Source organism: Amorphoplanes digitatis (genome assembly GCF_014205335.1).
Classification (GTDB): Bacteria; Actinomycetota; Actinomycetes; order Mycobacteriales; family Micromonosporaceae; genus Actinoplanes; species Actinoplanes digitatus.
Genome location: NZ_JACHNH010000001.1, coordinates 3,284,868 through 3,298,506 on the forward strand (window position 1 = coordinate 3,284,868; position 13,639 = coordinate 3,298,506).

Genomic DNA, 13,639 nt, shown 5'->3' on the forward strand with positions numbered 1-13,639 from the left:
CTGGTTACGGGGCGGGCGCGGGGTCCTTGTTTATATGGAGAGGCCGGGCTGGAGGTAGGCCTGCACCTTGCGGCGCAGCATTACCTGCCTGGTTCCGTCCCGGAAGAGCTGGACGCGGGCCAGCTCCCATCCCGAGAACTCGGCCTGGATCGCCAGCTGCGCCGCAGCGGTCATGCGATCAACATTCGATGGCAACCGGAGCGGCGCGTACTCGTAGTCCATGCGTCCTAATATGCGCCAGCGCCCGGCATGTCACCAGTCCCCGGGCCGGTCAGGCCCTCCCTTTCGGGGTAGCCGACCGGCACGGCGGACACGTCGTTGAGTGCGCCGGCGATCTCGGCCGGCAGGGTCAGTTCGTCGCTCAGCAGGGCGCCCTGCAGCTGGCCCGCCGTGCGCGCACCCAGGATCGGGGCGACCACGCCCGGGCGGTCCCGGATCCAGGCAAGGGCCACCTCGACCGGCGAGACGCCAAGGCCGCTCGCCGCGATCAGCACGGCCTCGACGATGCTGGAACTGCGCGGCTCCAGGTAGGTCTGCACGAACGGCGCCAGGTGATCGGTCGCGGCCCGCGAGTCCAGGGGGCGGCCGTTGCGGTACTTGCCGGTCAGCACGCCGCGGCCCAGCGGTGACCACGGCAGCACGCCGATGCCCAGCGCCGCCGCTGCCGGCAGCACCTCGCGCTCGATGCCGCGTTCCAGCAGCGAATACTCCATCTGGGTCGCGACGATCGGCGCGCGGGCCGGGTACGCCTGCTGCCAGGCGGCGGCCCGGGCGGTCTGCCAGCCGGCGAAGTTGGACACACCGACGTAGCGGACCCGGCCGCTGTCGACCGCGTGATCCAGGGCGGACAGCGTCTCCTCGAGCGGCGTCTGCGGGTCGTAGCCGTGCACCTGCCACAGGTCGACGTAGTCGGTGCCCAGCCGGCGCAGCGACGCGTCCAGGCTGCGCAGCAGGTGGCCCCGGGAGCTGTCCCGGCGGCGCAGGCCGTGCCGGCCGAGGCCGGCCTTCGTGGCGATCAGCACCTCGTCGCGGGGCACCAGGTGGTCGATCAGCGAGCCGATGACCGTCTCCGCGTCGCCGTCGCCGTACACGTCGGCGGTGTCGAGCAGGGTGCCGCCGGCCTCGAGGTAGAGCTTGAGCTGCGCGGCCGCGTCATCGGGGTCGGTGTCGCGGCCCCAGGTCATGGTGCCGAGAGCGAGCCGGGAGACCGCCAGCCCGCTTCGGCCGAGCGGTCGCTGTTGCATGGGTGAACCCTATTCAGCCCGGGGCACCCGCGAAATGCTCGCGACGGCTCAATAGGGCCGCGATCCGTCGGGTTGGCGACCCAAGTCCTCCGAAGATCACGCAACGTGTTCGCCTAGGCTTCTTGGCGCGGAGCATCGGCGCTTCCGCGCAGAACCGGGAGGACCCGTGCGGCTCGGACTCAACCTCGGATATCAGACCTCGTGGACCACACCCGCGGACCATCTCGCGATGGCGCAGGAGGCCGACCGGCTCGGCTACTCGGTGGTGTGGGCGGCGGAGGCGTACGGCTCGGACACGCCGAGCATCCTCGCCTGGATCGCCGGGCAGACCCGGTCGATCGACGTCGGCGCGGCCGTGATGCAGATCCCGGCGCGCAGCCCCGCGATGACCGCGATGACCGCCGCCACGATCGACACCATCTCCGGCGGCCGGTTCCGGCTCGGCCTGGGCGTCTCCGGCCCGCAGGTCTCCGAGGGCTGGCACGGCGTGCGGTTCGCCAAGCCGCTGGCCCGCACCCGGGAGTACGTCGACATCGTCAAGCTGGCGATCGCCCGCAAGCCCGTCGCCTACGACGGCGAGCACTACACGCTGCCGCTGCCCGGCGGCGCCGGCAAGGCGCTGCGGCTGGGCTTCCACCCGCCCCGTGACGCCGTACCGTTGTATCTCGCGGCTGTGGGGCCGAAGAACCTGGAGCTGGCCGGTGAGATCGCCGACGGCTGGCTGGCGATCTTCTTCGCGCCGGACGCGGCGGGGGACTCCCTGCGGCACATCGAGCACGGCCGGGCGAAGATCGGCGCCGGCCTGGCCGGCTTCGACGTGGCACCGACCGTGCCGGTGGTGATCGGCGACGACGTCGCGGCCGCCTGCGACGCGGTCCGGCCCTACGCGGCCCTGTACGTCGGCGGCATGGGCAGCCGCGAGCAGAACTTCTACAACCAGCTCGCCGTCCGGATGGGCTACGCGGACGAGGCCCGGCAGATCCAGGACCTCTACCTGGACCGCAAGATCCGCGACGCCGCGGCCGCCGTGCCGCAGGACTTCATCACCCGTACGTCGATGGTCGGCAACCGCGCGCAGATCACCGAGCGGATCCGCGAGTACGCCGCCGCCGGCGTCGGCACGCTCTCCATCAGCCCGTACGTGGGCGACCTGGAGAGCGGCATCGCCACCCTGCGTACCGTCGCGGAGGCGTTCGAGGCCGCGGGGGTGGCCGGGTAGCCGTGGCAACGGTTCTGCTGCTCCGCCACGGGCGGACCAACGCGAACGCCACCGGCGAGCTGGCCGGGCGGCTGCCGGTCGAGCTCGACGACACCGGCCGGGGTAGTGCGCTGCGGGTCGGCGAGCGGCTGCGCAAGCTGCCGCTGGCGGCGGTCGTGACCAGCCCCCTGATCCGCTGCCGGCAGACGCTGGAGCTGGCCCTGCCGGAGATCGTCCCGGAGGTCGACGAGGGCCTGACCGAGTGCGGCTACGGCGACTGGGAGGGACGCCCGCTCAAGGAGCTGGCCAAGGAGCCGCTCTGGCCGGTGGTCCAGCAGCACCCCAGCGCCGTGGTCTTCCCGAACGGCGAGGCGATGGCCGCGATGTCGGCCCGCGCGGTGGCCACGGTCCGGCGCTGGGACGCACGGGTGACCGCCCGGCACGGCCCGGACGCGCTCTGGCTGGCGTGCAGCCACGGCGACGTGATCAAGGCCGTCGTGGCGGACGCGATGGGGCTGCACCTTGACGAGTTCCAGCGCCTCGTCGCCGACCCCGCCTCGATCAGCGTCATCCGCTACACGCCCATGCGGCCCTTCCTCGTACGCCTCAACGACACCGCCGACCTGTCGGCGCTGGTGCCGCCGAAGCCCGCCGAGGGCGCCCTGCCGGAGTCCGACGCGGCCGTGGGCGGTGGCGCGGGCGGGGGCGTATGAATACGACATGTGACCGGCGCGTTACCACAGCGTGCGCGTGCTTTGCGCCCTCGGCGAACCGCGGCGGCAGGCTGCGCAACCGCACGCGCGGGCGGATAGGGTCGAAGTCATGACCGACTGCACCGAGCGAAGCGAGGGCCGGGAGGGCATGGCGACGGTGGCACAGCCATGACCCACCAGGTGCATGCCTTCGAGCCGCCCGAGCGGTTCGTCGCCGGGACGGTGGGCGAGCCGGGTGACCGGACGTTCTTCCTCCAGGCCCGCGGCGGCGGCCGGGTGGTCAGCGTGGCGCTGGAGAAGGTTCAGGTGTCGCTGCTCGCCGAGAAGCTCGAGGAGCTGCTCACCGAGGCCAGCCGCCGCTTCGGCGTCGAGCTGCCCGAGGTGCCCGTGCTGGCGATCAACGACAACGAGCCGCTGGACACCCCCGTCGACGAGGAGTTCCGGGTCGGCACCCTGGGCCTGGCCTTCGACGTCGACACGACAACGGTGGTCATCGAGGCCATCGAGGCCGGTGACGGCGACGCCGAGGTCGAGCTCGGTGAGGACGACGATGACGACACGCCGATCGACGACGACGAGGACGACGACGAGCCCGACGACGACCTCGACCGGCTCCGGGTGCGGCTGACCCCGGAGGCGACCCGGGCGTTCATCGACCGGGCCCGCCGGGTCGTCGCCGCTGGCCGGCCGCCGTGCCCGCTCTGCGGCCAGCCGCTCGACCCGGCCGGCCACCTCTGCCCCCGGCACAACGGCTACCACCGGTGACGACGGAGCCCGCATCCGTGCTCGCGGAGGAGGACGCGCTCGAACTGCTCACCCGCGGCGAGATGGAGCTGGAGGGCCGCCTGGTCGGCGCCTCCAACACCACGCTGCGGGCCGAGATCACCCTGGACGGGCTGACCCGGCGCTGCGTCTACAAGCCGGTGCGCGGCGAGCGCCCGCTCTGGGACTTCCCGGACGGCACCCTGGCCGGGCGCGAGGTCTCCGCGTTCCTGGTCTCGCAGGCGACCGGCTGGGGGCTGGTGCCGCCGACGATCCTGCGCGACGGCCCGCTCGGGCCCGGCGCGTGCCAGCTCTGGATCGACGAGCCCGACGACGCGGAGACGCTCATCGGCTTCATCCCGGCCTACGACGTGCCGGCCGGGTGGTTCGCGATCGCCTCGGCCCGCGACGAGGACGGCGACGCCTACGCGCTGGCGCACGCCGACGACCCGCGGCTGTCCCGGCTGGCGGTGCTCGACGCGGTGATCAACAACGCCGACCGCAAGGCCGGGCACGTGCTGTACGCACCCGGCGGCCGGATTCACGCCGTCGACCACGGCGTCTGCTTCCACGTGGAGAACAAGCTCCGCACCGTGCTGTGGGGCTGGACCGGCAAGGCCATCCCGGCCGACTCGGTCGAGACCCTGTCGGTGCTGGCGGAGCGGCTCGAGGGCGACCTCGGCGCGGAGCTCGAGCAGCACCTGACCGTCACCGAGGTGCAGCACGCCCAGCTGCGGGTGCGGCGCCTGCTGCGCGCGGCGCGCTTCCCGGAGCCGTCGCGGGACTGGCCGGCCGTGCCCTGGCCGCCGGTCTGAGGCTTTACTCACGCGGCGCGCTTTCTGTCGGCGGGGCTGGATAGTCTTTTGACCATGGACGCATGGACGGGGCACGAGGTGCCGACCCTGCCGGGGACCGCGACGCCGCCGGCGCTGTTCGACTCGGCCCGCCGGTCGGTGCAGCCCACGACGCCGGGCGCGACCGCGACGATGTACGTCTGCGGCATCACGCCCTATGACGCCACCCACCTCGGCCATGCCGCCACGATGATCACCTTCGACCTGGTGCAGCGCGCCTGGCGCGACGCCGGCCTCGACGTGAACTACGTGCAGAACGTCACCGACATCGACGACCCGCTGCTCGAGCGCGCGGCCCGCGACGGCGAGGACTGGGTGGTCCTGGCGATGCGCGAGACGGCCCTGTTCCGCGAGGACATGGAGGCGCTGCGGATGATCCCGCCGGCGCACTACGTCGGCGCCGTCGAGTCCATCCCGGCGATCGCGGCACACGTGCGCGAGCTGCTCGACACCGGCGCGGCCTACCGGCTCACCGACGGCACCGGCGACATCTACTTCGCGATCGCGTCCGTGCCGTCGTTCGGCTACGAGTCCCACCTGTCCCGCGAGGAGATGCTGGTCCTGTCCGCGCAGCGCGGCGGCGACCCCGAGCGCCCCGGCAAGCGCGACCCGCTCGACCCGCTGCTGTGGCGCGGCGCCCGCGACGGCGAGCCGGCCTGGGACGGCGGCGACCTCGGCCCGGGCCGCCCCGGCTGGCACATCGAGTGCGCGACCATCGCGCTCGGCCTGCTCGGCGACACCATCGACGTGCAGGGCGGCGGCAACGACCTGCTCTACCCGCACCACGAGTGCTCGGCGGCCCACGCCGAGCTGCTCACCGGCGCGGCGCCGTTCGCCCGGCACTACGTGCACGCCGGCATGATCGGCCTGGCCGGCGAGAAGATGTCGAAGTCCAAGGGCAACCTGGTCTTCGTCTCCCGCCTGCGCGCGGACGGCATCGACCCGATGGCGGTCCGGCTGGGCCTGCTCGCGGACCACTACCGCGCCGACCGTGACTGGACCGACGACGTGCTCAAGGCCGGCCAGCAGCGCCTGGCCCGCTGGCGCGAGGCGGCGGCGGCGCCGGCCGGCCCGTCGGGCGCGGAGCTGCTCGCCGCGGTCCGCGGCGCCCTGCACGACGACCTCGACACCCCGGCGGCGCTGGCCCTGGTCGACGCCTGGTCCGAGGCGGCGCTGTCCGGCCCGGGCGACGACGCCGGCGCACCGGCGCTGATGGCCAAGACGGTCGACGCCCTGCTGGGCATCCGCCTCTGAGCCGGTAAACGGCGACACCCCTACCCGGCGTCACTACCGCTCGGCGGTACGTGGCGCCGGTGTCGTCTGTCCAGCTCGGACGGCCAGAGACCGGCCGCGCATTGATGGATCGGGTCGGTCGTGCTGACCTATCAGCCGATCACCGGAACTCCTACCGGCTCGATACCCTCAGGCGCCGAATCGATCAAGAAGCGACACCGTCGGGGTCCCTTCAGCATGCCCGCCAGAAGGAGCCCCACGTTGTCCCACCCCGGTCTCACCCGCTCGCTCTCCCTGCTCGCGGTGTCGGCGCTCGTGCTCGGCGCCTGCGGCTCGCCCTCGAACGGCCGGCCGGCGAAGCAGGGCCCGGTCGTCGTCGACGGCGCCGTGGACCTGCCGGCGCTGCAACAGCTTGTCGACAGTGCACGGTCGCGCTCGCCGGAGCAGCAGGAGGCGGAACTCGCCAGGCTGAACAACGTCCTCGAGCGGCAGCTGTGGACCGAGTCGGGCCTGGAAGCAGCGCTCGGCGGTGCCGCGGCCGCCGACGCCGCGTTCGCCGCGCACGGCCGGGCGCTCACCGGCAGGGCGCGGGCGCTCGCCGACAAGCCGATCGTGATGGTGCCGGCGGTGTACGCCGCCGAGCCTTCGGGCCCGACCATCGGCGAGGGCCTGTTCGGCGGCATGCTCCTGGTCTCCCTCGGCGCCGACGGTGTCGTGTCCTCCTCGAACGACCTCAAGGACGGCGAGCACGTCGCCCCGGACCGGAGCAACAAGGAGATCCAGTCCTCGGGCAGCCGCGACCACGTCGACCTGGACATGAATTTCACCCATGAGTCGGACGGCGTGACCACCAAGCTCGTCGTGAAGGTCGGCGTCAGCCCGTGCCCCGACGCGAACGGCCACTTCGAGGCGACAGCCAAGGTCGACGTCTCCGCGACGAAGACGGGCGGCAGCACCGGTCAGCGGGGCACCCTGGACGTCACGATCACCGGCGAGGTCGACGACGACGCCACTTTGGCGTCCACCGACGCCGAGTACCGCATGCAGTACGCCGACTTCGCTAACAGCAAGGGCGGCTTCGTGGATGTCTCGGGCGCGCTGAGCGGCCCGAAGGCGCGGTCCGCGACCCTCAACCGCACTGGCGGCACGCCGAACGCCGGCATGCAGGAGACGGCGGTCGCCGGCGGCATGCTGTACACGATGCTCGTCGCGAGCAACGTCACCAGGGCGGCCGAGAAGGGCTGGCAGTCGGGCCGTTGCGTGATTCTCAAGCCGACCGCCGCGCCGGGGCCGAAGCGCCTGAAGCCCGGCGCGACCTCGACGATCAACGCGGCGCCCCGCAGCCGGATCGACGGCGGGCCCGTCGGCGGGTCGGTCAAGGCGAACCTCACCGCGGGCGGCGCCGCGGTCAAGCCCGCGGGCAGCAAGGTGAAGGCCGACGCGACCTTCGCCTACACCGCACCGGACGCCCCCGACAAGAGCGGCACGGTGTCGCTGGAGGCCAGGTCGCGCCGAGGTGTCGCCAAGGCGAGCATCGACTTCGACACCAAGCAGGGCGGGTACGTCGCCGGCGGCGGCACCAAGGTGAAGGTGTCCGGCCTCGTCCCCGACCTCACCGCACCGTTCGACCTGAAGGGAGCGGGCACCGGCTTCACCGTCGTCTACTCGTATTCCCCGACGTCCGCCACCGGTGGCAAGTACACCTACGCCGGCTCGGGCGGCGGTGCGACGATGCAGGGCGCGGGCACCTACCGGATCACCGGCGACGACCCGGTGCTCACCCTGACGCAGACCGGCAACGGCTGCGTGAACGTGGGTACCTGCGCCAGGACCGCCAACGTGATCACCCTTACGCGAGAGTGAGGCCCGGGTCCGGGTCGGGCTCGGGCACCGGCGCCGGTATCCGGTACTCCTCGGTCAGCGTCGTCATCGGCCCCGGCCAGGTCGCCTGAGCCACCTCGATCGGCTTGCGGGTCTCGTCGAACGCCACGTGCAGAAGGTGCAGCACCGGGGTGTCCGGCCGGATCTTGAGGATCTCGGCCTCCTCGCGGCTCGGCTGCCGGGCGCTGATCGTGTCGGTCGCCGACGCGTAACGCCGCCCGATGGCCTCCTCGGCCTCCTGGTACAGCGGCCGGCCGAACGCCTCGACGCGCTCCAGCGAGGTGCCGGTCGCGTCGGTCACCCGGAACCACGAGGCGCCGACCTCGACCGTGGCGTCGTCGGCGCGCACGACGTGCCGGCGTACCAGCATCTCGGTGCCGTCGCGGACGCCGAACGCGTCCGCGACCTCGGGCGGCGCGGCCTCGCGCCCCACGCCGGCCAGCTGCTGCCGGTAGCGGGCCGCCAGGTCCGCGTGGTAGCCGCGGTGCGCGCCGTAGCGGCCGCGGGAGAGCCGGTTGAGCCGCCGCCGGGTGCCGCGCACGTACGTGCCCGAGCCCGGCTTGGTGATCAGGATGCCCTCGACCCGCAACTGGTCGACGGTGCGCTGCACCGTCTGCTTCGCGACGCCGAACATCTCGGCCATCGCCGGGATCGAGGGCAGCCGCTCGCCCGGGTTCCAGTCGCCGCGGCGGATCCGCTCGCGCAGCTGTGCGGCGATCTGACGGTGCGGGAACTCGGCGGCACCGGGGTTGATCGTCATGGACGTACCTCCAGACCCAGGTTCCTAGGATGACTTACGCGGCGTGCGCGACGTGACAGCGACACGCCGTGCTCGGTTCCGAACACGATCCGGAGGATGCATCGATGGCTCAGACCCAGCTTTACCTCGTCCGCCACGGCGAACAGGACCCGGCCTCCGGTCACGCGCCCGAAGGCGGCCTCTCGCGGCTCGGCCGGGTGCAGGCGGACAGGCTGGGCCGGCGGCTACGCGCGGTGCCCTTCTCCGCGATCCACCACAGCCCCTTGGCCCGGGCGGCGCAGACCGCCGACATCGTCGCCGGCCACCTCCCGGGGGTGCCGCGGCACCGCTGCGATCTCGTGGCGGACCGGACGCCGGTGCCCTCCGCCGAGCACCGCGACCGGTACCCGGGCCGGTGGCACGACTGGCTCGACGGCGTACCCGCCGACGAGCGCGACGAGGAGGCGGTCGCCCTGCGCGCCGCTGTCGAGCACCTGGGCGTCACCGGCGCGGAGGACCGGCGGGAACTGCTGATCACGCACAACTTCGTGATCGGCTGGTTCGTCCGCCACGTGCTCGACGCCCCGGAGTGGCGTTGGATCGGCCTCAACCAGGCCAACTGCGGCATCACCGTCGTGCGGTGGGATGCCGACCGGCCGCCGGCGCTCGTCAGCTTCAACGACACCGGGCACCTGTAGCCCGGCGAAACTCGATCGACCCGCGCCGGCGGCTCGCCGAGCATGGTGGCCATGCTGAGTCCCGAGATCCTCGAGTACTACGAGCGCGGCGGCGAGCGCGAGCGCCTGTCCGCCGGCACGGGCCGCCTGGAGTTCCTGCGCACGTGGGACCTGCTGAGCCGGGCGCTGCCGCCGGCGCCGGCCCGGGTCCTCGACGTCGGCGGCGCCACCGGGGCCTACGCGGGCCCGCTCGCGCGGGCCGGCTACGCCGTGCACGTGATCGACCCGGTGCCCGAGCACGTGGCCGCGGCCGCGGGGCTCGACGGCGTGACCGCGGCCCTCGGCGACGCCCGCGACCTGCCCGAGCCGGACGCGAGCGCCGACGCCGTGCTGCTGCTCGGACCCCTCTACCACCTGCCGGACCGCGCCGACCGGGTCGCGGCGTGGCGCGAGGCCGCCCGCGTGGTGCGGCCGGGCGGCGTGGTCGCAGGCGCGGTGATCAGCAGGTTCGCCTCGCTCTTCGACGGCGTCGTGAAGGGCTACTACGCCGATCCGGAGTTCGTGTCGATCGTGGAGCGGGCGCTGCGCGACGGCGTGCACCGCAACACCGGCGCGGTGCAGCGCTGGTTCACCAGCGCCTACTTCCACCGCCCGGAGGAGCCGGCGGCCGAGGCGGCCGAGGCCGGGCTCGCCGAGGTTCGCACGGTCGCGGTGGAGGGGCCCGTCTGGATGACCGGTGAGCGGCTGACGGAGTTCCTCGCCGACCCGCGGCTGACCGGGATCATGCTCGACATGCTTCGCCGGGTCGAGGACGAGCCGAGCGTTCTCGGCGCGAGCAGCCACCTGCTGACGATCGCCACCAGGACCGCCGCCTAGGCTGTCGGCACCTGATCGAGACGAGAGGAGCCCCCGGCGTGGAGGCACTGCGGTTGATCCTGAGATACGCGCACCTGATCGGCTTCGCGCTGCTGCTGGGCGGGGCGATCGCGCAGTTCGTCTCGGGCAAGTTGCGGATCAACCCGGCGATGCAGTGGGGCGCGATCATCCAGGTGGTCACCGGCCTGGCGCTGTCGGCGCCGCTGCGTGGCGGCGGCGACGACGAGCCGAGCCCGGTCAAGCTGGGCGTCAAGCTCCTGATCGCGATCATGATCTTCGTGATGGTGTGGGTGCCCCGCAAGCGCGAAGAGGTCAACCGCGGGCACTTCATCGGCATCATCGCGCTGACGCTGATCAACGCGGCGATCGCCACCTTCTGGCGCTGAGAGTCAGGGCTCCAGCACCTCGGCCAGGCCGCTGAGCAGGCGCTGGAGCCCGAACTCGACGAGGGTGTCGAGGTTGAAGTCGCGGTCGTCGGCGGCCAGGTAGCGTGCCATCATCGGCAGCCGCCCGGTCGCCAGCACGGCCTCGAACCGTGCCTGCCGCGCCTGGAGCCACTGGTCGCCGGTCATCCCGGTCTCCTGCTCGGCCTGCGCCTCGTGCTCCAGGTTGACCGCCGTGCCGCGCACGTAGTTCGCCACCATCACCGCCGCCCGGAACTGGGTGTTCGCGGAGAGGCCGTGCCGGTCCAGGGCCCGCATGGTCCACTCGGTGTACGCCATGGCGTGCGGGGCCAGCAGCGGCCGGGTGAACGACATCGCCTGCGCGAGCCAGGGGTGGCGCCGATAGATGGCCCACTGCTGCCGGGCGATCGCCTCGACGCAGCGCCGCCAGCCGTCGTCCTCCGCGGTCAGCGGCGGCGGCGGGTTCACCGCGAAGATCGAGTCGGTCATGAGCAGCAGCAGCTCCTCCTTGTCGGCCACGTACCGGTAGAGCGACATGGTCGGCACGCCGATCTCGGCCGCGAGCCGGCGCATGCTCAGCGCGGCGAGGCCCTCGGCGTCCGCGATCGTCACGGCGGCGCGCACGACCCGGTCGCGGTCCGGCGCCGCGTCGGCCGGCCGGGCCGGCGCGGCCACGACCGTCCCGACGCCGGGCAGCGCCCGGACCAGCCCCTGCTCGCGCAGGGTGGCGATGACCTTGGTCGCGGTCGCCATCGCGATCCCGTACTGCGCGGTGAGCTGCCGGGTCGACGCGATCCGGTCGCCGGGCGCGAGGTCGCCGGCGGCGATCCGGGCGGCGATCTCCGCGGCGATCCTCTGGTACGGCGGTACGGCCATGAATCCTCCGTGTACTAGTGCACTCGATCCTAGTGCACTAGTGGGCGCCTCTGGATAGGGGTGCTAGCACCACTTTTGGCGAACCTAGTGCGCTCGTACGGTGTACCTATGACCGATGCGGTACGCCTAGAGACGCTCTACAAGACCTACGCAGACACCGGCACCGCCGTCACCGCGCTCGACGGCGTGACGGCCACGTTCGCCGCCGGCACCTTCACCGCCGTGATGGGCCCGTCCGGTTCCGGCAAGAGCACCCTGTTGCAGTGCGCGGCGGGGCTGGACCGGCCCAGCGCCGGCCGGGTGTTCATCGACGGCGCCGAGCTGACGGCGATCAAGGACACCGCCATGACCCGGTTCCGGCGCGGCCGGGTCGGCTTCGTCTTCCAGGACTACAACCTGCTGCCGGCGTTGACCGTCGAGCAGAACGTGCTGCTGCCGCTGCGCCTCGCCGGCCGCCGCGCCGACCGGGGCCGCTGCGCGGAGGTGCTCACCCGGCTGGGCCTCGGCGACCGGCGGCACGACCTGCCCGAGCGGCTCTCCGGTGGAGAGCGGCAGCGGGTGGCCGTCGCCCGCGCCCTGGTCGCCGAGCCGGCCGTCGTCTTCGCCGACGAGCCGACCGGCGCGCTCGATCTGCGCAGCGCCCGCGAGGTGCTGACCCTGCTGCGGGCGGTGGTGCACGAGCACGGCCGTACCGTCGTCATGGTCACCCACGACCCGGTCGCGGCCGCGTACGCGGACTCGGTGCTCTTCCTCGCCGACGGCCGGCTGGCCGGCGCGCTGAGCGCGCCCACCGCGGAGGCCGTCGCGGAGCGGCTGACCCACCTGGGTGACCTGGTCGCGGACCGGGCCGGGTCGCCGACATGATCGCCGTCGCCCTGCGCAACCTGCGGCACCGCCCCGGCGGATTCGTGGCGACGTTCCTGTCCGCGTTCCTGGGTGCGACGCTGCTCATGGCGTTCGCGGCGATGGTCGACACCGCGGCGGGCGCCGACGCCGCCAGCGCGGAGTCCCTGGTCACGACGGCGAGCGTGGCCGGCGGCTGGTGCCTGGTGATCGTCGTCTTCGCGGTCACCTCGACCCTGAGCCTGGCGGTCACGCGCCGCGCGGAGCAGACGGCGCTGCTGCGCCGGGTGGGCGCGACCGGCCCGCAGCTGCTCCGGATGATCGTGGGGGAGGCCGCGGCGATCGCGCTGCTCGCCGCGGCGGTGGCCGTGCCGGCCGGCCTCGTGCTGGGCCGGCTGCTGCTCGCGCTGTTGCAGGACACCGGCCAGGTCGCGGGAGACGTCGGTTACGCGTTCGGCCCGGTCGCGCCGGCGGTGGGCTTCGGGGTGACCCTGCTCGGCGCGATCCTCGCGGCGCTGGCCACCGCCCGGCGTACGGTGGGCTCGGCCGGGCCCCGGCGGGCGCACCCGCGGGCCCGCCGCCTCGCCGGGGTGCTGTTCCTGCTGGTCGCGGCGAACTGCGCGACGCTGACCGTGACGCTGATGGACGGCAAGGGCATCGACGCGATGCAGACCGCGGGCCAGGCGTCGATCTGGGCGTCGATCGGCCTGGCGCTGTTCGCACCGGAGCTGCTGCGGCTGGTCACGGCGGCGCTCGGCCCGCCGGTCCGGCTGCTCGGCGGCGTCGCGGGCGAGCTTGCCGTGATCGGGGTGCGGCAGCGCACCCGGCAGCTGGCGGGCGCGGTCATGCCCGTCGTGCTGTTCACCGGCATCGCCACCGGCACGGTCTACATGCAGGGCATCGAGGACGACGCCGCGGCGGGCACGGTGGCGCCGGAGTACGCCCGCGACATTCAGACCCTGAACTACGTGGTGGTCGGAATGATCACGATCTTCGTGGCGATAATGCTGGTCAACACCCTGATCGCGGCGACGGCGCACCGGCGGCGGGAGTTCGCCCAGCAGCGGCTGGCGGGATCGACCCGCGGTCAGCTCACCGCGATGCTCGCGTGCGAGGCGCTGCTCGTGACGGTCACCGGGGTGCTGGCCGGCTCGGCCGCCGCGCTCTTCACGATCATGTCGTTCGGCGCGGCCCGTGCGGACCGCGCCTGGCCCGACGCGACCCCTATCGCGTACGCGGTGATCGTCGCGGTGGCGGTCGGGCTGACGGCCTTCTCGGTGCTCGGCACGGCGCGCCGTACCGTCCGGGGCCCGGCCGTCGCGGGCCTGCGGTGATGATC

Annotated in this window: 15 protein-coding genes; 11 read left to right on the forward strand and 4 right to left on the reverse strand. The window is 73.2% G+C overall.

What is annotated here, in order from left to right; translation table 11 throughout:
• Positions 1-30 precede the first annotated feature (30 nt).
• Both BJ971_RS14145 and BJ971_RS14150 read right to left on the reverse strand, forming a co-directional pair.
• Entirely contained in the window at positions 31-222 is a 192-nt protein-coding gene (locus tag BJ971_RS14145; protein ID WP_184993266.1) for a DUF5703 family protein, read from the reverse strand.
• Between the two features lie 5 nt (positions 223-227).
• Positions 228-1,244, reverse strand: coding sequence for an aldo/keto reductase (locus BJ971_RS14150; protein WP_184993268.1), 1,017 nt, complete (start codon positions 1,242-1,244; stop codon positions 228-230).
• Positions 1,245-1,410: 166 nt separating this feature from the next.
• Here BJ971_RS14150 and BJ971_RS14155 point away from each other — a divergent pair, with 166 nt between their 5' ends.
• The 6 genes from BJ971_RS14155 (at position 1,411) to BJ971_RS14180 (ending at position 7,867) form a co-directional block, all read left to right on the forward strand.
• Positions 1,411-2,463, forward strand: coding sequence for an LLM class F420-dependent oxidoreductase (locus BJ971_RS14155; RefSeq protein WP_184993270.1), 1,053 nt, complete (start codon positions 1,411-1,413; stop codon positions 2,461-2,463).
• 2 nt (positions 2,464-2,465) lie between these two features.
• Complete coding sequence (locus tag BJ971_RS14160) at positions 2,466-3,155, forward strand: histidine phosphatase family protein (protein WP_184993272.1); 690 nt, start codon at positions 2,466-2,468, stop codon at positions 3,153-3,155.
• Positions 3,156-3,323: 168 nt separating this feature from the next.
• Entirely contained in the window at positions 3,324-3,920 is a 597-nt protein-coding gene (locus BJ971_RS14165) for a DUF3090 domain-containing protein (RefSeq protein ID WP_184993274.1), read from the forward strand.
• Entirely contained in the window at positions 3,917-4,732 is an 816-nt protein-coding gene (locus tag BJ971_RS14170; RefSeq protein WP_377885234.1) for an SCO1664 family protein, read from the forward strand. The genes BJ971_RS14165 and BJ971_RS14170 overlap by 4 nt, the downstream gene beginning before the upstream one ends.
• A 54-nt stretch (positions 4,733-4,786) precedes the next feature.
• Entirely contained in the window at positions 4,787-6,025 is a 1,239-nt protein-coding gene (mshC, locus tag BJ971_RS14175) for a cysteine--1-D-myo-inosityl 2-amino-2-deoxy-alpha-D-glucopyranoside ligase (RefSeq protein WP_184993276.1), read from the forward strand.
• A 240-nt stretch (positions 6,026-6,265) separates the two neighbouring features.
• Positions 6,266-7,867: a hypothetical protein gene (locus tag BJ971_RS14180; protein ID WP_184993278.1), complete on the forward strand. Its 1,602-nt coding sequence runs from the start codon at positions 6,266-6,268 to the stop codon at positions 7,865-7,867.
• On the opposite strand, the gene BJ971_RS14185 is transcribed toward BJ971_RS14180, so the two are convergent.
• Entirely contained in the window at positions 7,854-8,645 is a 792-nt protein-coding gene (locus BJ971_RS14185; RefSeq protein WP_184993280.1) for a GntR family transcriptional regulator, read from the reverse strand. The two genes, BJ971_RS14180 and BJ971_RS14185, sit on opposite strands and share 14 nt — an antisense overlap.
• 104 nt (positions 8,646-8,749) lie before the next feature.
• Between BJ971_RS14185 and BJ971_RS14190 the strand changes: the two genes are divergently transcribed.
• From BJ971_RS14190 to BJ971_RS14200, 3 genes are read left to right on the forward strand one after another with little or no spacing between them, the layout of a single operon-like run.
• Positions 8,750-9,322, forward strand: coding sequence for a histidine phosphatase family protein (locus BJ971_RS14190; RefSeq protein ID WP_184993282.1), 573 nt, complete (start codon positions 8,750-8,752; stop codon positions 9,320-9,322).
• A gap of 51 nt (positions 9,323-9,373) precedes the next feature.
• Positions 9,374-10,177: a class I SAM-dependent methyltransferase gene (locus BJ971_RS14195; protein WP_184993284.1), complete on the forward strand. Its 804-nt coding sequence runs from the start codon at positions 9,374-9,376 to the stop codon at positions 10,175-10,177.
• Positions 10,178-10,215: 38 nt separating this feature from the next.
• Positions 10,216-10,563, forward strand: a complete 348-nt coding sequence (locus BJ971_RS14200; RefSeq protein ID WP_184993286.1) for a hypothetical protein — start codon at positions 10,216-10,218, stop codon at positions 10,561-10,563.
• Positions 10,564-10,566: 3 nt separating this feature from the next.
• On the opposite strand, the gene BJ971_RS14205 is transcribed toward BJ971_RS14200, so the two are convergent.
• Complete coding sequence (locus BJ971_RS14205) at positions 10,567-11,457, reverse strand: TetR/AcrR family transcriptional regulator C-terminal domain-containing protein (protein ID WP_184993288.1); 891 nt, start codon at positions 11,455-11,457, stop codon at positions 10,567-10,569.
• Between the two features lie 108 nt (positions 11,458-11,565).
• On the opposite strand from BJ971_RS14205, the gene BJ971_RS14210 reads away from it, so the two are divergent.
• A complete protein-coding gene (locus tag BJ971_RS14210) occupies positions 11,566-12,321 on the forward strand; it encodes an ABC transporter ATP-binding protein (protein ID WP_184993290.1) in 756 nt (251 codons plus the stop codon).
• Positions 12,318-13,634: an FtsX-like permease family protein gene (locus BJ971_RS14215; RefSeq protein WP_184993292.1), complete on the forward strand. Its 1,317-nt coding sequence runs from the start codon at positions 12,318-12,320 to the stop codon at positions 13,632-13,634. Before BJ971_RS14210 ends, BJ971_RS14215 begins: the two co-directional genes overlap by 4 nt.
• Positions 13,635-13,639 lie beyond the last annotated feature (5 nt).